The sequence below is a fragment of the Burkholderia sp. AU33545 genome (assembly GCF_020419685.1).
Classification (GTDB): Bacteria; Pseudomonadota; Gammaproteobacteria; order Burkholderiales; family Burkholderiaceae; genus Burkholderia; species Burkholderia diffusa.
The window spans coordinates 26,730-45,854 of record NZ_JAIZRQ010000001.1 but is presented as its reverse complement, the minus strand read 5'-3'; the positions used below and the strand labels follow the sequence as shown (position 1 = coordinate 45,854).

Here is a 19,125-nt window from a genome sequence, read left to right as displayed (position 1 = left end):
GCCGGTGCACCCCGCGCGGATTCGCTCCGTCACGGTGCGCAGCGCCCGTTATCTGTTTATAATCAAAGCAATTTTAAAGGATTCGAAGGTGGTTGTATGCTGGATCGTGAAGGCTTTCGCCCGAACGTCGGCATCATCCTCTTGAACGCGCGCAACGAGGTGTTTTGGGGCAAGCGGCTCCGCGAGCATTCCTGGCAGTTTCCTCAAGGTGGGATCAAGTACGGCGAGACCCCCATGCAGGCGATGTACCGGGAACTGCACGAAGAGACCGGCCTGCACCCGGAACACGTCAAGATAATCGGCCGCACCCGCGACTGGTTGCGTTACGAGGTGCCTGACAAGTTCATCAAACGCGAAGTACGCGGCCATTACCGCGGCCAGAAGCAGATCTGGTTCCTGCTGCGGATGGTCGGACGCGATTGCGACATTTGCTTGCGCGCGACCGATCACCCGGAGTTCGATGCGTGGCGCTGGAACGAGTACTGGGTGCCGCTCGATGCGGTGATCGAGTTCAAGCGGGATGTCTATCAGTTGGCGCTGACGGAACTGTCGCGCTTCCTGCGCCGCCCGGCGCAGCGAGCCGAAAAGCCGCGTGGGCCGCGTCCGTCGCGCTATCCGCGCGTCATCGGTGCGCAGGTCCAGCAGACGCTGACGATTGTCGACACATCGTTAGTCTGTTCGGAGATCGAAGTGGAGGCGAGCACGCTCGACGAGATGCCGCCCCGCGAGATCGTCGGCAAATGACGAGTCGGACTGCATGACCGGGCGCGACCTTGTGTCGCGCCCTTTTTTTACGAGGAATGCATATTGAAAGCGATTGCTCTCGCGCTCGCATCGATTGTCGCGGCGGCCACGCTGGCCGGTTGCGCAAATTCGAAGACGCCGACCAACAAGGATGACAGCGAGTTCGTGTACCTGCTGGACCGCCAGGGCAACTGGAAGGAAAACCCGGTCGACACGCTGCCGCCGCTTCCGCAAGCGGGCGACCTGCTACCGTTCAACGTATCGCAGAACACGCCGCTCAAGTTCTCCGTCGATGCGAAGTCGCTCGCGGTCGGCACCGACGGCGTCGTGCGCTATGCGGTCGTCATCACGAGCCCGGCCGGCGCACGCAACGTGAACTACGAAGGCATCCGCTGCGACACCTACGAATGGCGTCAGTATGCCGGCCTGAATTCGGATCACGACGGCTGGGACCGCACGGTCGAGAACGACTGGCGTCGCATCGAGAACGGCGAGTTGAACGCGTACCACTCGGCGCTGTACCAGGACTACTTCTGCTCGAACAAGATGCCACAGGGCACGACCCAGCAGATTCTCGAGAACATCCGGTTCCACCGCACCGCGATGAGCCAGCTGCGCTGACTGCGCGACGCAGGCCACCGGCCCTGCCCCGCCAATCCCAACAAAAAGCCCGCACAACGCGGGCTTTTTTAGTATCTCGGGACGTCTGGCCGAATGGTTACACGAGCACGAGGTTGTCGCGGTGAATCAGCTCCGGTTCCAGCATGTAGCCAAGCACCGTCTCGATCTCGCCGCTCGGCTTGCGGTGAATCAGCTTCGTTTCCGCACTGCTGTAGTTCGTGAGACCGCGCGCCACTTCGCGTCCGTCGGGGCCGACACATGCGATCACCTCGCCGCGCGCGAACGCTCCCTGCACGCCAATCACGCCGATCGGCAGCAGGCTCTTGCCGCCGGCCGTCAGCTTCTCGACCGCACCGGCATCGATCACGACGTGCCCGCGTACCTGCAGATGGTCGGCCATCCATTGCTTGCGCGCGGCCATCCGCGCGGTGCGCGCGATCAGCTGCGTGCCGATCGCCTCGCCCGCCGCCAGCCGCACCAGCACGTCGGCTTCGCGGCCGCTCGCGATCACGGTGTTCGCGCCGCTGTGCGCTGCGCGCTTCGCCGCGAGGATCTTCGTCAGCATTCCGCCGCGGCCGAGGCTCGAGCCGGCCCCGCCCGCCATCGCCTCGAGTTCCGGTGCGCCCGCGCTGGCTTCCGCGACCAGCGTCGCGTTCGGATCCTTACGCGGATCGGCGGTGAACAGCCCCGACTGATCGGTCAGGATGATGAGCGCATCGCCTTCGATCAGGTTCGCGACCAGCGCGCCGAGCGTGTCGTTGTCGCCGAACTTGATTTCGTCGGTGACGACCGTGTCGTTCTCGTTGATGATCGGCACGACGCCGAGCCGCAGCAGCGTGAGCAGCGTCGAGCGCGCATTCAGGTAGCGCTCGCGATCGGCAAGGTCGGCATGCGTCAGCAGGATCTGCGCGGTGCGGATATCGTGCTCGGTGAAGCGGCTTTCATAGACTTGCGCGAGCCCCATCTGGCCAACCGCGGCGGCAGCCTGCAACTCGTCGATCTCGCGCGGACGCTTGCTCCAGCCGAGCCGCTGCATCCCTTCAGCGATCGCGCCCGAACTGACGAGCACCACTTCCTTGCCCTGCGCGCGCAGCGCGGCGATCTGGGCCGCCCAGCGGCCGATCGCAGCATGATCGAGCCCCTTGCCGTCGTTGGTTACGAGGCTCGAGCCCACCTTCACCACCAATCGCTTCGAATCCGCGATGATCGAACGCATCGTGCGCCGTCTCCTGTATCTGATGCCTGCCCGACCGGGCGCGCTTAAATTCCGGCACCGGGCGCGACGCCCGGTGCGTTCCGGCCACGCTCAGGCGTCGTCGCCGGGCGTCGCGCCGCCAGCGGCGGGCGGCGCATCGCGGAATCGCACGTCCGCGGCCAGATCTTCCTCTTCCGCCGCGCGATGCGCGTCCGAATGCTGGGCGAGGTAGTCGTAGATCGCGTAGCACAGCGCTTCGCAGCCCTGGCCCGTGAGCGCCGAAATCTCGAACACCGGGCCGTCCCAGCCGAAACGGTCGAGGAAATCGGCGACGCGCGCCTCGCGCTCGTCTTCCGGCACCATGTCGAGCTTGTTGAGGACGAGCCAGCGCGGCTTCTCATAGAGCGCCTCGTCGTACTTGCGCAGTTCGCCAACGATCGCGGTTGCTTCCGCGACCGGATCGACGCTTTCGTCAAACGGAGCCAAATCGACGAGATGCAACAGCACGCCGGTGCGCTGCAGGTGTCGCAGGAACTGGTGGCCGAGGCCCGCACCTTCAGCTGCGCCCTCGATCAGCCCCGGGATGTCGGCGATCACGAAGCTCTTGCTCGGGCCGACCCGCACGACGCCGAGGTTCGGCGCGAGCGTTGTGAACGGATAGTCGGCGATCTTCGGCTTCGCGTTCGACACCGACGAGATGAAGGTCGACTTGCCAGCGTTCGGCATGCCGAGCAGACCGACGTCGGCGAGCACCTTCAGTTCGAGCCTCAGCATGCGCCGTTCGCCCGGCTTGCCGTCGGTCTTCTGGCGCGGCGCGCGGTTCGTGCTCGACTTGAAATGCAGGTTGCCGAGACCGCCTGCGCCACCCTTCGCGAGCATCACCTGCTGATCGTGTTCGGTCAGGTCGGCGATCAGTTCGCCCGTGTCCATGTCGGTCACGACCGTGCCGACCGGCATGCGCAGCGTGACGTCGTCACCGCCCTTGCCATAGCAATCCGATCCGCGACCGTTTTCGCCGTTGCGCGCCAGGTGCTTCTTCGCGTAGCGATAGTCGATCAGCGTGTTGATGTTACGGTCAGCGATCGCGTAGACGTTCCCGCCCCGGCCGCCGTCGCCGCCGTCCGGCCCGCCGAACGGAACGAATTTCTCGCGGCGCATCGACGCGCTGCCATCGCCTCCGTCGCCGGCGATGACTTCGATTCGTGCTTCGTCAATGAACTTCATTCGTCACTCCGACCAGTATTTCCGCTATTGTGCCGCGCGCCGGCGCGCTTGAACAATCTGCCGTTCGGCCAATTGCCCGCCGTTTCGCGACAGCCGCCGGTGCGCACATGCGCCCGGCGGCCAAATAAAAAAAGGCCCCGCGAAGACTGCGGGGCCTTTCGGCTACGAAGCCCGTGGGTGCCTAAAATTAGGCAGCCGCCGGGACAACGATGACCAGATGCTTCTTGTCCGCGCCCTTGGTCGCGAACTTGACGTGACCGTCGACCAGCGCGAACAGGGTGTGATCCTTGCCCATGCCGACGTTCTCGCCAGCGTGCATGCGCGTACCGCGCTGACGCACGATGATGCCGCCGGCATTGATTGCCTGGCCGCCATACACTTTCACGCCGAGACGTTTCGACTCGGAGTCGCGGCCGTTCCGGGAAGAGCCGCCTGCCTTTTTGTGTGCCATCTGATTGCTCCTTTACCGAGGCGCTTACGCGTTGATCGCGTCGATGCGCAGCTCAGTGTAGTTCTGGCGGTGGCCGCCGTGCTTTTGGTAGTGCTTCCGGCGACGCATCTTGAAGATGGTGACCTTGGCATGACGACCGTGCGACACAACGGTGGCCTTGACGGAAGCCCCACTGACCAGCGGCGTACCGAACTTAATCGATTCGCCTTCGCCCACTGCGAGAACCTGGTCGAGCGTGATTTCAGCGTCAATGTCAGCCGGTATCTGTTCTACTTTGAGTTTTTCGCCAACGGCAACCTTGTACTGCTTGCCGCCGGTTTTTATGACCGCGTACATTGAGAACCTCACTCTGGATCCAAATTTTCCGCACACCACGCGCGGAAAACACGTGATTATACATGGGGTTAGCACCCAAGTCAAAGCCGATCCGCGATTGCCGCGCGCAAGACCTGGCCGGACGGCCAAAATCACGGTGCCGGCACGTCCGACAGACCGGGATATCGTGGATTCGACTTATAATCCGCGGCATCACCCATTTCGATCATCATGTCGTCGTCCACCGCCTCCCCCACCCTCAGCGCCGCCCACCTGCTCGCCCCGATCGCCAGCGACATGGAGCAGGTGAATCGCGTTATCCGGCAGAGCCTCGCGTCCGACGTGCTGCTGATCAACCAGATCGCCGAGTACATCATCGGCGCGGGCGGCAAGCGGCTGCGTCCGGCCCTGCTGTTGCTCGTCGCCGGTGCGCTCGGCGAGACGTCGCACCAGCGGCACGTGCTGGCTGCCGTCGTCGAGTTCATCCACACCGCCACGCTGCTGCATGACGACGTCGTCGACGAATCCGAACTGCGGCGCGGCCGCCAGACGGCCAACGCGCTGTTCGGCAATGCGGCGAGCGTGCTGGTCGGCGACTACCTCTATTCGCGCTCGTTCGAGATGATGGTCGGCGTCGGCAAGATGCGCGTGATGGAAATCCTGTCGGAAGCGACGACGATCATCTCCGAAGGCGAAGTGCTGCAGCTTCTGAACATGCACGACGCGGACGTCGACGAGTCGCGCTACATGCAGGTGATCCGCTACAAGACGGCGAAGCTGTTCGAGGCATCGGCCCGCCTGGGCGCGGTGCTCGCCGGCGCCGATGCGCCGACCGAAGCCGCCGCTGCCGAATACGGCCGGCGGATCGGCACCGCATTCCAGATCATGGACGACTGGCTCGACTACGCTGGCACGGCCGAAGCGATGGGCAAGAATGCCGGCGACGATCTGCGCGAAGGCAAACCGACGCTCCCGCTCATCTACCTGATCGAACGCGGCACGCCAGAACAGTCGGCGCTCGCGCGCGAGGTGATCGAACAAGGCGGCACCGATCGCTTCGATACGATTTTCGATGCAATCACCCGCTCGGGCGCGCTCGACCATACGCTCGAATGCGCGCGCAAGGAAGCACAGGCCGCTGCGGCCGCGATCGCCGCGTTCCCGGATTCGATCTACAAGGAAAGCCTGCTCGCGCTGTGCTCGTACTCGACGTCGCGACAGTCGTAAACGCGCCGCGAAGGGGACGCGATACCTTGTCTCGAAAAATTTCTTCAACAAGGTATTCCCTTTTAGAAAAAACATCGTTATAGTTACGTTCTTGCTTGAGACGACGCAGCGATCTTCACGAAGACGCTAGAGTCGGAAGAGCAAAAAATCGGGGTGTAGCTTAGCCTGGTAGAGCGCTACGTTCGGGACGTAGAGGCCGGAGGTTCGAATCCTCTCACCCCGACCAGATTTGAAAAAACCGTGCACCATGTGCACGGTTTTTTTTTGCCTTCCTTTTGCCCGGTCACGCGAGCCCGATGCCGCGTGCGATACATCCCGGCCGCCGGCCTCTGCTATATTCCCTCCATCCCTGTCCTTCACTGCCCTTCTGACGCGTGGACCAAATTCCCTTATGGGCGCAAATCGGCGCCGTCTTCCTGCTTCTCCTCTGCTCCAGCTTCTTTTCCATTTCCGAGACCGCGATGATGGCGCTCAACCGCCATCGGCTGAAGCATCTCGCCGGTCAGGGCGTGCTCGGCGCGAAAACCACGCAGGGTCTTCTCACACGCACCGACCTGCTGCTCAGCGTGATCCTGATCGGCAATAATCTGTTCAACACGATCATCCCGGTTCTGACGACCTCGCTCGCGCTACACACGTTCGGCCGCAACAACCTCGCGCTGTCGATCGCGACCGGCATCGTCGCGTTCCTGATCATCGTGTTCGCGGAAATCGCGCCGAAGATCGTCGGCGCGACCTTCCCCGAGCGCATCGCGCTGCCCGCCAGTCTCGTGATCGCGCCGCTGATGCGCGTGTTCAAGCCGATCGTGTGGTTCGTCAACGCGCTCGCGAACGGCGTGCTCTGGGTGCTGCGCATCAACACGAAGAAGGGCCGCGACCAGCGGATGTCGGCCGACGAGCTGCGCGCGATCGTGCTCGAATCGAGCAGCTTCATGCCGACCAAGCACCGCAGCATCCTGCTCAACCTGTTCGACCTCGAGAACATCACCGTCGACGACGTGATGGTGCCGCGCCGGCAAATCGAATCGCTCAACTTCCACGCGCCGCTCGACGACATCCTGCATCAGCTCGAGACCTGCTATCACAACCGCCTGGTCGTCTACGAAGGCGACATCGACAAGGTGCTCGGCGTGTTGCACGTCCGGAAGACACTCACGGCACTGCACAACCAGGATTTCGACCGCGAAACGTTAAGCACGCTGCTCGCCGAGCCGTACTACGTGCCGTCGGGCACGCCAGTCGTCCAGCAGCTCCAGTATTTCCAGGAAAGCCGCCAGCGAACCGCGCTTGTCGTCAACGAGTACGGCGAACTCGAGGGGCTCGTCACGCCCGAGGACATCATCGAGGAACTGATCGGCGAATTCACGACGTCGATGCCGCGCGGCGAACGCGCGGGCGGCTGGAATCAGAACGGCGAATGCATCGTCGCCGCCAGCATGCCGCTGCGCGAACTGAACCGCTGGCTGCACCTGCAACTGCCAACCGACGGACCAAAAACGTTGAACGGCCTGATCCTCGAAATCCTCGAGGAAATTCCCGAAGGCGACGTGTGCCTGAAAATCCGTGACGTGATGCTCGAGGTCATGCGCAGCGACGACCAGGCCGTTCGCACCGTCAAGCTCTTCAAGCCGCGCAGCACGCGCGCACGCGCCACGCGCTAGCCGAACGGCCGACTGTCAGCACCGCTCGCGATACGCGACCATTTGCAGGTCACGATCAACAGGCGGCCGAGCGCCGGCTCACATGCACCTCCCACCTCCTGGGGCGCCGCTGCACACGCAGCGGCCGCCTGCCTCCATCGACGCATCGCCCGCTGAAACGCCCCGGTCGCTCGATGCGGCGCAGCTCGACGATTCGCCCGCCGTGCGGCTGCTGACCGACACGCTGCACGCCGCCCGCGTGCGCGACGCGTCCGACGTCCACGTCGAACCGTTCGAAGCAGGCTGGCGCATCCGCCTGCGCATCGACGGCGTCCTGCACGAACACGCGCGGCCGCCTGCTCATCTGCGCGACGCACTCGTCACACGGATCAAGGTGCTCTCCCGCATGGACATCGCCGAGCGCCGGCTTCCGCAGGACGGCCGGCTGCGCATCGCGGTCGACGGCGGCATGCGAGGCGACTACCGGGTCAGCTCGCTGCCCACGCTGTTCGGCGAGAAACTCGTGTTGCGTCGCCTCGAAACATTACCGCCCGACCTCACGCTTGCGCGCCTCGGCTTCGACGCGCGGCAGGCGGCGGCGATGGAGGCCGCGATTCGCGCGCCACACGGCCTCGTGCTCGTCACCGGGCCGACCGGAAGCGGCAAGACGCTGTCGCTCTACTGCGCGCTGCAGATGCTCGACCGCGATGCCCACAACGTGTGCACGGTCGAGGATCCGGCCGAGATTCAGCTCGACGGCATCAACCAGGTCGGCGTGGCGGAAAAAGCCGGGCTCACTTTCGCCACTGCGCTGCGCGCGCTGCTGCGGCAGGACCCGGATGTCATCATGGTCGGCGAGATTCGCGATGCGGAGACGGCCGACGTCGCGATCAAGGCCGCGCAGACCGGGCACCTCGTGCTGTCGACGCTGCACACGAACGACGCGCCGACAGCCGTCGCGCGACTGCTCGACATCGGCGTCGCGCCGTACAACCTGGCGGCCGCATTGCGCCTCGTCACCGCGCAACGCCTCGTTCGGCGCCTGTGCACCATCTGCCGCGTGCGTTCGGACGCATCGGCACGCGCGCTGCGCGAAGCTGGCTGCGATTCGGCAGCGCTGGAATCCGGATGGCGTCCGTTCGTCGCGCGCGGCTGTGCCGCCTGTCACGGCATCGGTTATCGCGGCCGGATCGGCCTGCATCAGACAATGCCGGTTTCACCGGCAATGGCGGAGCGCATCGTCGCGCGCGCTAGCGTCGGCACGCTCGCACAATGCGCGGCGTCCGAGGGCGTATGCAGTCTGCGCGACGCGGCACTTGCGCACGTCCGCGACGGCACGACGAGCATCGCGGAAGCGCTGGCCGCGACGCCTGACGCGTGACCGCCATGCGTGCACCGCCAAACGAAACCTGCTTCGCGTGGCGCGGCCGTCGTCGCGACGGCACGCCATGCCGCGGGAACGTCATCGCCTTCGATGCCGCCGCCGCACGAGCAGCGCTCGCGCGCGACGGCGTCGCGGTGCTGTCGCTCGACGTCCGCGGCGCGGCCCGACCACCAGCGGCCGGCGCAAGGGAGGTCACGCGCTTCACGCGTCAGCTCGCGAGCCTGCTGCAAGCCGGACTACCACTCGCACCGTCGATCGAGATGCTCGCCCGCACCCGCACGCGCGACGGGCTGCCGCGCATCGCCGCCGGTCTCGCGCGCGAGATCGTCGGCGGGCAACGCTTCGCCGCCGCGCTCGCACGCTATCCGTCCCAGTTCGGCATGCTGTATCGCCAGTTGATCGAGGTGGGCGAGGCATCGGGTGCGCTCGGTACCGTACTGACCCGCGTCGCGGAGCACCGGGAACGCGCCGACGCGCAATGGCGCAAGCTGCGTGCCGCACTTGCGTACCCGGTCGCCGTCATCGTGTTCGCGCTCGCTATCTCGGCCGCGCTGATGGTGTGGGTCGTGCCGACGTTCCGACAGATCTTCGACGGTTTCGGCGCGGCACTGCCTGCACCGACCCGCGCCCTGCTCGCCCTCTCGTCCGCGACATCGGCCTGGGGTGGCACGTTGGTTGCCGGCGCAGCCGTCGCAGTATTCACCGCGCGCCACGCGCTGCGGCGCTCGCCTTCGCTGCGCTATACGGTGGCACGGCATCTGCTGAATCTGCCGTTCGTCGGCAGCGCGCTCACGCGCTTCGCGACCGCGCGCTGGTGCCGCTCGCTTGCAACGCTGCTCGGTGCCGGCGTCCCGCTCGCCGATGCGTTCGCCACGCTCCAGCGCACCGCCGGCCATCCTGTGTTCGAACAGGCCACCGCACAGATTGCGACGCGCGTGCTGCGCGGCGCGCGTCTGGCCGATGCGATGCACGCGACGGGATGCTTTCCGGACGACGTCGTGCAGCCGATCGCCGTCGCCGAGGAAACCGGCGCGCTCGACACGATGCTCACCGATATCGCCGCGCTATGCGAGCGCCAGCTCGACGCGCGTCTCGATGCGCTCGCCGCGCTCGGCGAGCCGCTGATCGTGATCGTGCTGGGCGCACTCGTCGGCGGCCTCGTGATCGCGATGTATCTGCCCATCCTTCAGCTGGGCAACGTGGTGTAGCATCGCAACCGATTCTGTCGCCTTTCATGCCCGAACCCGAGCCCCATGACGCCCGCGCCCCTGATCACCGTTTTCGACTCGCCCGACAGCATGTTGCTCGCGCTGGCGATGCTGCCGCATGCGGTGCAGTATGCGTTCGCCGTCGTGCTCGGCCTGTGCGTCGGCAGCTTCGTGAACGTCGTCGTGCACCGGGTCCCGGTGATGATGCAGCGCGCCTGGCAGGCCGAGATCGCCGAAGCGACCGGCAGCGCAAGCACGCCGCCGGACGACGGTTATCCGCAGCATTACGATCTGTGGCGCCCGCGCAGCGCCTGTCCACATTGCGGTCACGTGCTGCGTGCGTGGGAGAACATCCCGCTCGTGAGCTACTTGCTGTTGCTCGGGCGCTGCCGTCAGTGCGGCCATGCGATCGGCGTGCGCTATCCGCTCGTCGAGCTCGCCGGTGCGCTGCTCGCCGCCGGTTCGCTCGCCGCGTTCGGCCCCACCGTCGCCGCGCTCGCCGCGTTCGGACTGTGCGCGGCACTGCTGGCAATGAGCGCGATCGATATCCAGACCGGGTACCTGCCCGATTCGATGACGCTGCCGTTGCTGTGGGCCGGGCTCGCACTGAACCTCGGCGGCACGTTCACGTCGCTGCGTTCGGCCGTGGTCGGCGCGATGGCCGGCTACCTGTTCCTATGGTCGGTCTACTGGCTGTTCAAATGGTTGCGCGGCATCGAGGGCATCGGCTTCGGCGACCTCAAGCTGCTCGCCGCGCTCGGCGCATGGATGGGCTGGGCCGCGCTGCCGCAGGTCGTGCTGTTCGCCGCGGTGACGGGCGCGCTCGTCGGGCTCGTCGCGACCTGGCGCGGACGCATGCGCTTCGAGGAGCCGATTCCGTTCGGCCCGTTTCTCGCGGCAGGCGGCGTCGCGACGCTGTTTTTCGGCACCCCTTTCTACTCGGCACTCGGCGGCTGACATGACGCACCGCCTGCGGCCGCCATGTTCGCTGCGTCGCGGGGAGGCGCTTCGCTGCCTCGCGACGGCCCGGCGGAGGCTCACATGTTTTCAATAGGACTCACCGGCGGCATCGGCAGCGGCAAGACGACCGTCGCCGACATGTTCGCCGCACGCGGTGCATCGCTCGTCGATACCGACCTGATCGCGCACCGCATCACCGCACCGGCCGGCCTCGCGATGCCAGCGATCGAACAGGCATTCGGACCGGATTTCGTCGCAGCCGACGGCTCGCTCGACCGCGCGAAGATGCGCGCACTCATTTTCAGCGACGACGACGCACGTCGGCGCCTCGAAGCTATCACGCATCCGCTGATCCGCGCCGAGACCGAGCGCGAGGCCCGCGAAGCGCAGGGCCCATACGTGATCTTCGTCGTGCCGCTGCTCGTGGAGTCAGGTAACTGGAAGGCGCGCAGCGATCGCGTGCTGGTCGTCGACTGTCCGGTCGAAACGCAGATCGCACGTGTAATGCGGCGCAATGATTTCACGCGCGAACAAGTCGAAGCGATCATCGCAAGACAAGCGACGCGCGAAGCGCGTCTCGCCGCGGCCGACGACGTGATCGTCAACGACGCGACGACACCCGCTGCTCTCGCCGCACAGGTCGATGCACTGCACCAACGCTATCTTGCATTCGCGGCTGCCGCACACTGACCGCCGCGCGCGATCGTGATGGTGTACGAAATTGGTGCGTTGCTAGGGTAGACAGTGAGCATTAGAATGTCCTGCATTGTTTCAATCCCTACCCTAGAGGCGAGCGCGCTTGATTCTTTACGAGTATCCGTTCAACGAGCGAATTCGCACGCTATTGCGCCTCGAAGACCTGTTCGAGCGCTTCGCGTTCTTTTTGGCTCAGGAGGACCCGCGTGAACATCACGTCGCGCTGACGACGCTGTTCGAAATCGCTGAGGTCACAGGCCGCGCGGACCTGAAATCGGATCTGATGAAGGAGCTCGAACGTCAACGCCAGACGCTCGCCCCCTTTCGCGGCAATCCGGGCATCGAACAGAATGCGCTCGAGGCCGTGCTCGGTGAAATCGAGCAGACGCTCGCCAATCTTGCGCAGATGCAGGGCAAGACCGGGCAGCATCTGGTCGACAACGAGTGGCTCGCCAGCATCCGCAGCCGCGCGGTGATTCCCGGCGGCACGTGCAAGTTCGACCTGCCGTCGTACTATGCGTGGCAGCAATGGCCCGCGGAACAGCGGCGCCAGGACATCGCGAAATGGATCCTGCCGCTGCTGCCGCTGCGCGATGCCGCTGCGATCGTGCTGCGGCTCGCACGTGAATCGGGGCAGGCTTCGAAAGTGATGGCGATGCAGGGCAGCTACCAGCAGATGCTGTCGGGGCGCTCCTACCAGCTGATGCAGGTCCGCGTGCCCCCGGAGCTGCGCGTGATTCCCGAAGCGAGCGCCAACAAATACATGCTGTGGGTACGGTTCACCATGCAGGACGGCGACGTGCGGCCGCGCGCGGTGGACATCGACGTGCCGTTCCATCTGACACTGTGCAATCTGTAACGGCCGCGTGCCGGTTCGACGCTTTCGTATGACTACCGTTGTGAAATGTCCTTCGTGCGGCGCAGAAGTGCGCTGGACGCCTGAAAACAAATTCCGTCCCTTCTGTTCGGCCCGCTGCAAGCAGCTCGACCTCGGCGCGTGGGCCGCAGAAAAGTACCGGATCGGCGGCGCCGCCGACGAGGGTCCGTCGTCGGAGGAAGATGGCGCCGACGGCCGCCGCGACAGCTGAGCGGCGCGCGACACCGCCCGCCCTGCGGGATATGGCCCGCCTTTCAGGCGAGCCGCCACGGCGTCATTGCGACGCCGCCTCCTTCTCGAGCAGCTCCAGCACCGGCAGCGCCGCCGGCAACAGCGGCGCGACCTCGACCGGCAGTTGCTGCCACACGAACGCCTGCCCTTCCTTGCTGTGCGGCTCGCCCGTCCAGCCCGTCACCTTGCAGAAATAGAGCCGCACGTACGCGTGCGGATAATCGTGCTCGAGCGTATGCCAGCGGTGGCTGGCTGTGACTTCGATGCCGAGTTCCTCGTGCAATTCGCGCGCCAGCGCGTCCTCCACGCTCTCCCCGGCCTCCAGCTTGCCGCCGGGAAACTCCCAGTAGCCCTCGTACGGCTTGCCCTGCAGCCGCTGCGCGAGCAGGTAACGACCGTCCGCCTGCACCATCACGCCGACCGCGACCTCTGTCACCTTGCGTCCATCGGGCGCGCGCACGCTGCCCGCTGCGAAATCCGTACTCATGCCTGCTCCTTGCGACCCGACCAGTCGCGCGCGAACTGCCATGCGACGCGCCCCGAACGCGAACCGCGCTCGAGCGCCCAGACGAGCGCGTCGCCGCGCGCCGTCTCGATCTCCGCGTCCGCGCAGCCGAAATGGCGCAGCCAGTGCGCGACGATGTCGAGGTAGTCGTCCTGCTTGAACGGGTAGAAGCTGACCCACAGGCCGAAGCGCTCCGACAGCGAGATCTTTTCCTCGACGACTTCACCGGGGTGGATCTCGCCGTCCGGCAGATGCTTGTACGACTCGTTGTCGCTCATGTACTCGGGCAGCAGATGGCGGCGGTTCGACGTCGCGTAGATCAGCACGTTGTCGGACTGCGCGGCGATCGAGCCGTCGAGTGCGACCTTCAGCGCCTTGTAGCCCGATTCGCCCTCCTCGAACGACAGGTCGTCGCAGAACACGATGAAACGCTCCGGACGCTCAGAGATCAGATCCACGATGTCGCCGAGATCGTGCAGGTCGTCCTTGTCGACTTCGATCAGGCGCAGCCCGTCCTTCGCATACGCGTTCAGGCAGGCCTTGATCAGGGACGACTTGCCAGTGCCGCGCGCACCTGTCAGCAGCACGTTGTTCGCCGGCTTGCGCTGGACGAACTGTCGCGTGTTCTGCTCGATCAGCCCTTTCTGTCGATCGATGTTGTGCAGGTCGCCCAGCGTGATCGACGACGCTGCCGGCACCGGCTGCAAATAGCCGCGCCCCTGGCGCTTGCGCCAACGGAACGCGGTGGCGGCGTTCCAGTCGATGGCCGCCGGCGCGGGCGGCAGCATCCCCTCGAGGCGGCCGAGCAGCGCTTCCGCGCGCGTCAGAAACTGTTCGAGCTTGTCCATGTCGTTCGAGCGCTCCGGATCAGGAGCGATAATCCGCGTTGATGCTCACGTAATCGTGCGAAAGATCGCACGTCCAGATCGTTGCCTGCGCGTCACCGCGGCCGAGCAGCACGCGGATCGTGATTTCGCTCTGCTTCATCACGCGCTGGCCGTCCTCCTCCTGGTAAGCCGGGTTGCGGCCACCGGCCTTCGCGACGAGCACGTCGTCGAGATAGAGATCGATCTTGCCGACGTCGAGATCCGTGACGCCCGCGTAGCCGATCGCCGCGAGGATCCGGCCCAGGTTGGGGTCGGATGCGTAGAAGGCCGTCTTCACGAGCGGCGAGTGCCCGATCGCATAAGCGATCTGGCGGCACTCGGCGACGCTCTTGCCGCCTTCGACCTGCACCGTCATGAATTTCGTCGCGCCTTCGCCATCGCGCACGATCAGCTGCGACAGCACCTGAGCGACCTGCGTGACCGCATCGCGCAGCGCTGCATAGGCCGGTGAATCGGTCGACGTGATCGCGGGCAGCGTGCTCTTGCCGGACGCGATCAGGATGAACGAGTCGTTCGTCGACGTGTCGCCGTCGATCGTGATGCAGTTGAACGAGCGGTCGGCCACTTCCTTCACGAGCGTGTCGAGGACCGGCTGCGCCACGGTCGCATCGAACGCGAGGAAGCCGAGCATCGTCGCCATGTTCGGCTTGATCATGCCCGCACCCTTGCTGATGCCTGTCAGCGTGACCGTGTGGCCGTCGATCGTCACCTGGCGAGACGTGGCCTTCGGCAGCGTGTCGGTCGTCATGATCGCCTGCGCGGCGTCATACCAGTTCGCGGCCTTGCGGTTTGCGAGCGCGGCCGGCAGCCCGGCCTTCAGGCGGTCGATCGGCAGCGGCTCGAGGATCACGCCGGTCGAGAACGGCAACACCTGCGCGGCGTCGATGCCCGCGAGGCGCGCGAGTTCCGAGCAGGTCTCGCGCGTGTTCACGAGGCCCGGCTCGCCGGTGCCCGCATTCGCATTGCCCGTGTTCACGACGAGCGCGCGGATGCCCGCGCCGCCGGCACGCACCGTTGCCAGGTGCTCGCGACACACCGTCACCGGCGCGGCGCAGAAGCGGTTCTCGGTGAATACGCCGGCGACCGTCGCCCCTTCGTCGACGGAAATGACCAGCACGTCCTTGCGATTCGGCTTGCGGATGTTCGCTTCCGCCCAGCCGAGCGTGACGCCGGCGACGGGATGGAGTTGGGCGGGATCGATCGACGGAAAATTGACAGCCATGGGGCACACCTGCCGGATGGAAAATGCCGGCATCCGCCGGCATCGATTGGAAGAACCGGCGGGCCGCACGCGGGCCGCCGCAACTCACATCACTGACTCGAAGCTGCAAACGAAGCGGCACGCGGATGCGCGCCGCCGTCGATCATGACAGCTTCCCGTGACATTGCTTGTACTTCTTGCCGCTGCCGCACGGGCACGGGTCATTGCGGCCGACCTTCGGCATCTCGCCGCCGGGGCCGCTGTGGGTCATCGCGCTGCCGACCATGTCGGCCGTCGCGGTCGCCGCGGTGGCGGCCGCGACGTTCGCGACCGGGGCACCGGATTCCGCGTAGTCGGCATGCTGATACTCGACGTTTTCGAGCTGACCGCCGCGCTCCTCGATCTGCTCGGCGGCTTCCTCGAGCTGCTCCGGCGACTGGATCTGCACGTTCATCACGATGCGCGTGACTTCCTGCTTGATCGCCTCGAGCATCGCGGCGAACAGTTCGAACGCCTCGCGCTTGTACTCCTGCTTCGGGTTCTTCTGCGCATAGCCGCGCAGGTGGATGCCCTGGCGCAGGTGGTCGAGCGCCGCGAGGTGCTCGCGCCACAGGCGATCGACCGTCTGCAGCATCACCGAGCGCTCGAACGCGCTGAACGATTCGCGGCCGACCATCGCGACCTTCGCCTCGTACTGCTCGTCGGCGGCGGTCGTCACCGCTTCGAGAATCTCCTCGGCGGTGATCGACGACGACTCGTTCACCATTTCCTGGATCGCGAGGTCGAGCTGCCAGTCGTTGCGCAGCGCTTCCTCGAGCTCGGGCACGTCCCACTGTTCCTCGATGCTGCCTTGCGGCACGAACTGGTGGACGACTTCGGCGATCACGCCATGACGCATTGCCGAGATCGTCTCGGTGATGTCGTGGGCTTCGAGCAGTTCATTGCGCTGCTGGTAGATCACCTTGCGCTGGTCGTTCGACACGTCGTCGTATTCGAGCAGCTGCTTGCGGATGTCGAAGTTGCGCGCTTCGACCTTGCGCTGCGCCGATTCGATCGAGCGCGTAACGATGCCGGCCTCGATCGCCTCACCTTCCGGCATCTTCAGTCGATCCATGATCGAGCGCACGCGGTCGCCCGCGAAGATGCGCAGCAGCGGATCGTCGAGCGACAGGTAGAAGCGCGACGAGCCCGGGTCGCCCTGGCGGCCCGCACGGCCGCGCAGCTGGTTGTCGATCCGGCGCGATTCGTGGCGCTCGGTGCCGATGATGTGCAGGCCGCCCGCGGCCTTCACCTGCTCGTGCAGCGTTTCCCACTCGTCGTGCAGCTGCTTGATGCGGCGCGCTTTTTCGTCGGCCGGGATCGCGTCGTCGGCGTCGATGAACGCGGCCTGCTTCTCGGCGTTGCCGCCGAGCACGATGTCGGTACCGCGGCCCGCCATGTTGGTCGCGATCGTGATGCGGTTCGGACGGCCGGCTTCCGCGACGATCGCGGCTTCACGCTCGTGCTGCTTCGCGTTCAGCACCTCGTGCGGCAGGCCGGCCTGCTTCAGCAGGTGCGACAGCAGTTCCGAGTTCTCGATCGACGTCGTGCCGACCAGCACCGGCTGGCCGCGCTCGTAGCAGTCGCGAATGTCGCGGATCACCGCGTCGTAACGCTCCTTGGCCGTCTTGTAGATCTGGTCCTGCTTGTCGATCCGCTTCGGCGGGCGGTTGGTCGGGATCACGACCGTCTCGAGGCCGTAGATCTCGTTGAATTCGTACGCTTCGGTGTCGGCCGTACCGGTCATGCCCGCGAGCTTCGCGTACATGCGGAAGTAGTTCTGGAACGTGATCGAGGCGAGCGTCTGGTTCTCGCTCTGGATCTTCACGTGTTCCTTCGCCTCGACCGCCTGGTGCAGGCCGTCGGACCAGCGGCGGCCCGCCATCAGGCGGCCCGTGAATTCGTCGACGATCACCACTTCGCCGTTCTGCACGACGTAGTGCTGGTCCTTGTGGAACAGCGTGTGCGCGCGCAGCGCCGCGTACACGTGGTGCATCAGCGTGATGTTCTGCGGCGCGTACAGGCTCTCGCCCTCGCCGATCAGGCCCCACTCGGCGAGCAGCCGCTCGGCCTTCTCGTGGCCCGACTCCGTCAGGAACACCTGGCGCGCCTTCTCGTCGAGCGTGTAGTCGCCCGGTTTCTCGACGCCCGTGCCGTCGGCCTTCTCCTCGCCGATCTGCCGCTCGAGCAGCGGCGGCAGCGCGTTCATCCGGACGTACAGTTCGGTGTGATCTTCCGCCTGGCCCGAGATGATCAGCGGCGTACGCGCCTCGTCGATCAGGATCGAGTCCACTTCGTCGACGACCGCGAAGTTGAGTGCCCGCTGCACGCGCGCGTCGGTCTCGTAGACCATGTTGTCGCGCAAGTAGTCGAAGCCGAACTCGTTGTTCGTGCCGTAGGTGATGTCCGCCGCGTAGGCCTGCTGCTTCTGGTCGTGCTCCATGCCGGACAGGTTGATGCCGACCGACAGACCAAGGAAGTTGTAGAGGCGCGCCATCCATTCGGCGTCGCGCTGCGCGAGGTAGTCGTTGACCGTCACGACGTGCACGCCACGGCCGGCCAGCGCATTCAGGTAGACGGGCAGCGTCGCGACGAGCGTCTTGCCCTCGCCGGTGCGCATTTCCGCGATCTTGCCGTAGTGGAGCACCATGCCGCCGATCATCTGCACGTCGAAGTGGCGCATCTTCAGCACGCGGCGGCTCGCCTCCCGGCAGACCGCGAACGCCTCGGGCAGCAGCTTGTCGAGCGACTCGCCGCCCGCGATCCGCTGGCGGAACTCATCCGTCTTGCCGCGCAACTGGTCGTCCGTCAGCTTCTCGATCTGCGTTTCGAGCGCATTGATCGTCGCGACGGTCTTTTGGTATTGCTTGACGAGCCGTTGGTTGCGGCTGCCAAAAATTTTCTGGAGAAAACCGGTTGTCATCGGATCGGATCCTGCGTCGCAGCACCGGCGCCCGGCGCGCGTTGCGCGCCCCGACGCCCGAGCCTCGGCGGCTTAGCGAATTAGTGGAATCAAACGAGGAATTTTAGCACGCGAGGAAGCATGCGCCGGTGTCCCGGCTGGACTCACGCTGCACGCCAAACCCGCGCGGGCCACCGGCCACGTGGCCCGAAAGCCGCCCGTGCGCGAGCCGGCGCGGGTACAATCGGCGTCAACGTCCGCGCCCGTGCGCGCCCGAAGAATGCCTCGATGAACCGATTTTCCAAGCGTTTCGGCCCGTTCGCCGCGTATCGCCCGCAACCCGTGTCCGAAGTGCTCAACCGCACCGACGCGTTCGCGGCGCTGCGCGCCGGCGTCGAACAAGTCGCGTCGCTGCAGCGCGACCTCGCCGCGCTCCTGCCCGACTATCTTGCGAATCACGTCGAACCGGGCTCCATCAAGGACGGCACCCTGACCCTCTTTGCCGCGCACAATGCGCTCGCCGCCCGGCTGCGGCAGGTCGAGCCGCGCCTGCTCGCCGATCTCCAGAAGCGCGGCTGGCCGGTCTCGGCGCTGCGCGTGCGCGTGCGTCCGAAGGACGCGCCGGAACCACCGCACGTGAAGCAGGCGCGTATGACGACCGTCGGCGCCACCGCGTTGCGCGACCTCGCCGATCACCTCGAGCCGTCGCCGCTGCAGGCTGCACTCGCGCGGATGGCCGCGCGCCACGGTGCGAAGTCTTCGCGCTGAACCCGCGCCGACCGCGCAGGCGGCCGCCCAACGAAAAAGCGACCCGAAGG

Annotated in this window: 19 protein-coding genes and 1 tRNA gene; 12 read left to right on the top strand and 8 right to left on the bottom strand. The window is 65.7% G+C overall.

The features are described 5' to 3' along the window. Nucleotides 1-96: 96 nt before the first annotated feature. Complete coding sequence (locus LGM71_RS00215; RefSeq protein ID WP_059608184.1) at nucleotides 97-744, top strand: RNA pyrophosphohydrolase; 648 nt, start codon at nucleotides 97-99, stop codon at nucleotides 742-744. Between the two features lie 63 nt (nucleotides 745-807). Beyond that, a complete protein-coding gene (locus tag LGM71_RS00210) occupies nucleotides 808-1,365 on the top strand; it encodes a CNP1-like family protein (RefSeq protein ID WP_059465329.1) in 558 nt (185 codons plus the stop codon). A 97-nt stretch (nucleotides 1,366-1,462) separates the two neighbouring features. Here LGM71_RS00210 and proB read toward each other — a convergent pair whose 3' ends face one another. From proB to rplU, 4 genes are all read right to left on the bottom strand, one after another. Beyond that, a complete protein-coding gene (gene proB, locus LGM71_RS00205; protein ID WP_059465328.1) occupies nucleotides 1,463-2,581 on the bottom strand; it encodes a glutamate 5-kinase in 1,119 nt (372 codons plus the stop codon). 90 nt (nucleotides 2,582-2,671) lie between these two features. Continuing rightward, a complete protein-coding gene (gene cgtA / locus LGM71_RS00200) occupies nucleotides 2,672-3,784 on the bottom strand; it encodes an Obg family GTPase CgtA (RefSeq protein ID WP_059608182.1) in 1,113 nt (370 codons plus the stop codon). A 187-nt stretch (nucleotides 3,785-3,971) separates the two neighbouring features. Then, nucleotides 3,972-4,235 carry a 50S ribosomal protein L27 gene (gene rpmA, locus LGM71_RS00195; protein ID WP_006476999.1) on the bottom strand — a complete coding sequence of 88 codons (264 nt, stop codon included), beginning with the start codon at nucleotides 4,233-4,235 and terminating at the stop codon, nucleotides 3,972-3,974. Nucleotides 4,236-4,259: 24 nt separating this feature from the next. Next, nucleotides 4,260-4,571: a 50S ribosomal protein L21 gene (rplU, locus tag LGM71_RS00190; RefSeq protein ID WP_006025184.1), complete on the bottom strand. Its 312-nt coding sequence runs from the start codon at nucleotides 4,569-4,571 to the stop codon at nucleotides 4,260-4,262. 210 nt (nucleotides 4,572-4,781) lie between these two features. Between rplU and LGM71_RS00185 the strand changes: the two genes are divergently transcribed. The 9 genes from LGM71_RS00185 to LGM71_RS00145 all read left to right on the top strand — a co-directional run bounded on the left by LGM71_RS00185 (nucleotide 4,782) and on the right by LGM71_RS00145 (nucleotide 12,753). Next, the gene (locus tag LGM71_RS00185) at nucleotides 4,782-5,777 is read left to right on the top strand and encodes a polyprenyl synthetase family protein (protein WP_059608181.1); all 996 of its coding nucleotides are present in this window, start codon (nucleotides 4,782-4,784) and stop codon (nucleotides 5,775-5,777) included. 149 nt (nucleotides 5,778-5,926) lie between these two features. Then, a tRNA-Pro gene (locus LGM71_RS00180) sits at nucleotides 5,927-6,003 on the top strand. A 148-nt stretch (nucleotides 6,004-6,151) separates the two neighbouring features. Further along, nucleotides 6,152-7,438 carry an HlyC/CorC family transporter gene (locus LGM71_RS00175; protein WP_124624732.1) on the top strand — a complete coding sequence of 429 codons (1,287 nt, stop codon included), beginning with the start codon at nucleotides 6,152-6,154 and terminating at the stop codon, nucleotides 7,436-7,438. Nucleotides 7,439-7,520: 82 nt separating this feature from the next. After that, a complete protein-coding gene (locus tag LGM71_RS00170) occupies nucleotides 7,521-8,798 on the top strand; it encodes a GspE/PulE family protein (RefSeq protein ID WP_226113456.1) in 1,278 nt (425 codons plus the stop codon). Nucleotides 8,799-8,803: 5 nt separating this feature from the next. Continuing rightward, a complete protein-coding gene (locus tag LGM71_RS00165; protein WP_226113448.1) occupies nucleotides 8,804-10,009 on the top strand; it encodes a type II secretion system F family protein in 1,206 nt (401 codons plus the stop codon). Nucleotides 10,010-10,054: 45 nt separating this feature from the next. Continuing rightward, on the top strand, nucleotides 10,055-10,966 hold the full coding sequence (locus tag LGM71_RS00160) for a prepilin peptidase (protein ID WP_226113446.1): 912 nt from the start codon (nucleotides 10,055-10,057) through the stop codon (nucleotides 10,964-10,966). Between the two features lie 84 nt (nucleotides 10,967-11,050). Next, on the top strand, nucleotides 11,051-11,659 hold the full coding sequence (gene coaE / locus LGM71_RS00155) for a dephospho-CoA kinase (RefSeq protein WP_124624721.1): 609 nt from the start codon (nucleotides 11,051-11,053) through the stop codon (nucleotides 11,657-11,659). Between the two features lie 109 nt (nucleotides 11,660-11,768). Then, nucleotides 11,769-12,524, top strand: coding sequence for a cell division protein ZapD (zapD, locus tag LGM71_RS00150; RefSeq protein ID WP_059608176.1), 756 nt, complete (start codon nucleotides 11,769-11,771; stop codon nucleotides 12,522-12,524). 28 nt (nucleotides 12,525-12,552) lie between these two features. After that, nucleotides 12,553-12,753 carry a DNA gyrase inhibitor YacG gene (locus LGM71_RS00145; RefSeq protein ID WP_059608175.1) on the top strand — a complete coding sequence of 67 codons (201 nt, stop codon included), beginning with the start codon at nucleotides 12,553-12,555 and terminating at the stop codon, nucleotides 12,751-12,753. 63 nt (nucleotides 12,754-12,816) lie between these two features. Here the strand turns inward: LGM71_RS00145 and LGM71_RS00140 are convergent, their stop codons facing one another. The 4 genes from LGM71_RS00140 to secA form a co-directional block, all read right to left on the bottom strand. Then, on the bottom strand, nucleotides 12,817-13,260 hold the full coding sequence (locus LGM71_RS00140) for an NUDIX domain-containing protein (RefSeq protein ID WP_059608174.1): 444 nt from the start codon (nucleotides 13,258-13,260) through the stop codon (nucleotides 12,817-12,819). Continuing rightward, nucleotides 13,257-14,126 carry an ATP-binding protein gene (locus LGM71_RS00135; protein WP_124903820.1) on the bottom strand — a complete coding sequence of 290 codons (870 nt, stop codon included), beginning with the start codon at nucleotides 14,124-14,126 and terminating at the stop codon, nucleotides 13,257-13,259. Before LGM71_RS00135 ends, LGM71_RS00140 begins: the two co-directional genes overlap by 4 nt. Before the next feature lie 19 nt (nucleotides 14,127-14,145). Further along, nucleotides 14,146-15,387: a bifunctional glutamate N-acetyltransferase/amino-acid acetyltransferase ArgJ gene (gene argJ / locus LGM71_RS00130; protein ID WP_059608172.1), complete on the bottom strand. Its 1,242-nt coding sequence runs from the start codon at nucleotides 15,385-15,387 to the stop codon at nucleotides 14,146-14,148. Between the two features lie 142 nt (nucleotides 15,388-15,529). Continuing rightward, nucleotides 15,530-18,328, bottom strand: a complete 2,799-nt coding sequence (gene secA, locus LGM71_RS00125) for a preprotein translocase subunit SecA (protein ID WP_059608171.1) — start codon at nucleotides 18,326-18,328, stop codon at nucleotides 15,530-15,532. 267 nt (nucleotides 18,329-18,595) lie between these two features. Here secA and LGM71_RS00120 point away from each other — a divergent pair, with 267 nt between their 5' ends. Then, the gene (locus LGM71_RS00120; RefSeq protein WP_226113444.1) at nucleotides 18,596-19,075 is read left to right on the top strand and encodes a DUF721 domain-containing protein; all 480 of its coding nucleotides are present in this window, start codon (nucleotides 18,596-18,598) and stop codon (nucleotides 19,073-19,075) included. Nucleotides 19,076-19,125: the final 50 nt, after the last annotated feature.

What these genes read in the sequence shown, in the direction of transcription:
- LGM71_RS00215 (WP_059608184.1), top strand. Translation starts at nt 97, where the DNA reads ATGCTGGATCGTGAAGGCTTTCGCCCGAACGTCGGCATCATCCTCTTG.
- proB (WP_059465328.1), bottom strand. Translation starts at nt 2,581, where the DNA reads ATGCGTTCGATCATCGCGGATTCGAAGCGATTGGTGGTGAAGGTGGGC.
- cgtA (WP_059608182.1), bottom strand. Translation starts at nt 3,784, where the DNA reads ATGAAGTTCATTGACGAAGCACGAATCGAAGTCATCGCCGGCGACGGA.
- rpmA (WP_006476999.1), bottom strand. Translation starts at nt 4,235, where the DNA reads ATGGCACACAAAAAGGCAGGCGGCTCTTCCCGGAACGGCCGCGACTCC.
- rplU (WP_006025184.1), bottom strand. Translation starts at nt 4,571, where the DNA reads ATGTACGCGGTCATAAAAACCGGCGGCAAGCAGTACAAGGTTGCCGTT.
- LGM71_RS00185 (WP_059608181.1), top strand. Translation starts at nt 4,782, where the DNA reads ATGTCGTCGTCCACCGCCTCCCCCACCCTCAGCGCCGCCCACCTGCTC.
- LGM71_RS00170 (WP_226113456.1), top strand. Translation starts at nt 7,521, where the DNA reads ATGCACCTCCCACCTCCTGGGGCGCCGCTGCACACGCAGCGGCCGCCT.
- LGM71_RS00165 (WP_226113448.1), top strand. Translation starts at nt 8,804, where the DNA reads ATGCGTGCACCGCCAAACGAAACCTGCTTCGCGTGGCGCGGCCGTCGT.
- LGM71_RS00160 (WP_226113446.1), top strand. Translation starts at nt 10,055, where the DNA reads ATGACGCCCGCGCCCCTGATCACCGTTTTCGACTCGCCCGACAGCATG.
- coaE (WP_124624721.1), top strand. Translation starts at nt 11,051, where the DNA reads ATGTTTTCAATAGGACTCACCGGCGGCATCGGCAGCGGCAAGACGACC.
- LGM71_RS00145 (WP_059608175.1), top strand. Translation starts at nt 12,553, where the DNA reads ATGACTACCGTTGTGAAATGTCCTTCGTGCGGCGCAGAAGTGCGCTGG.
- LGM71_RS00140 (WP_059608174.1), bottom strand. Translation starts at nt 13,260, where the DNA reads ATGAGTACGGATTTCGCAGCGGGCAGCGTGCGCGCGCCCGATGGACGC.
- LGM71_RS00135 (WP_124903820.1), bottom strand. Translation starts at nt 14,126, where the DNA reads ATGGACAAGCTCGAACAGTTTCTGACGCGCGCGGAAGCGCTGCTCGGC.
- argJ (WP_059608172.1), bottom strand. Translation starts at nt 15,387, where the DNA reads ATGGCTGTCAATTTTCCGTCGATCGATCCCGCCCAACTCCATCCCGTC.
- secA (WP_059608171.1), bottom strand. Translation starts at nt 18,328, where the DNA reads ATGACAACCGGTTTTCTCCAGAAAATTTTTGGCAGCCGCAACCAACGG.
- LGM71_RS00120 (WP_226113444.1), top strand. Translation starts at nt 18,596, where the DNA reads ATGAACCGATTTTCCAAGCGTTTCGGCCCGTTCGCCGCGTATCGCCCG.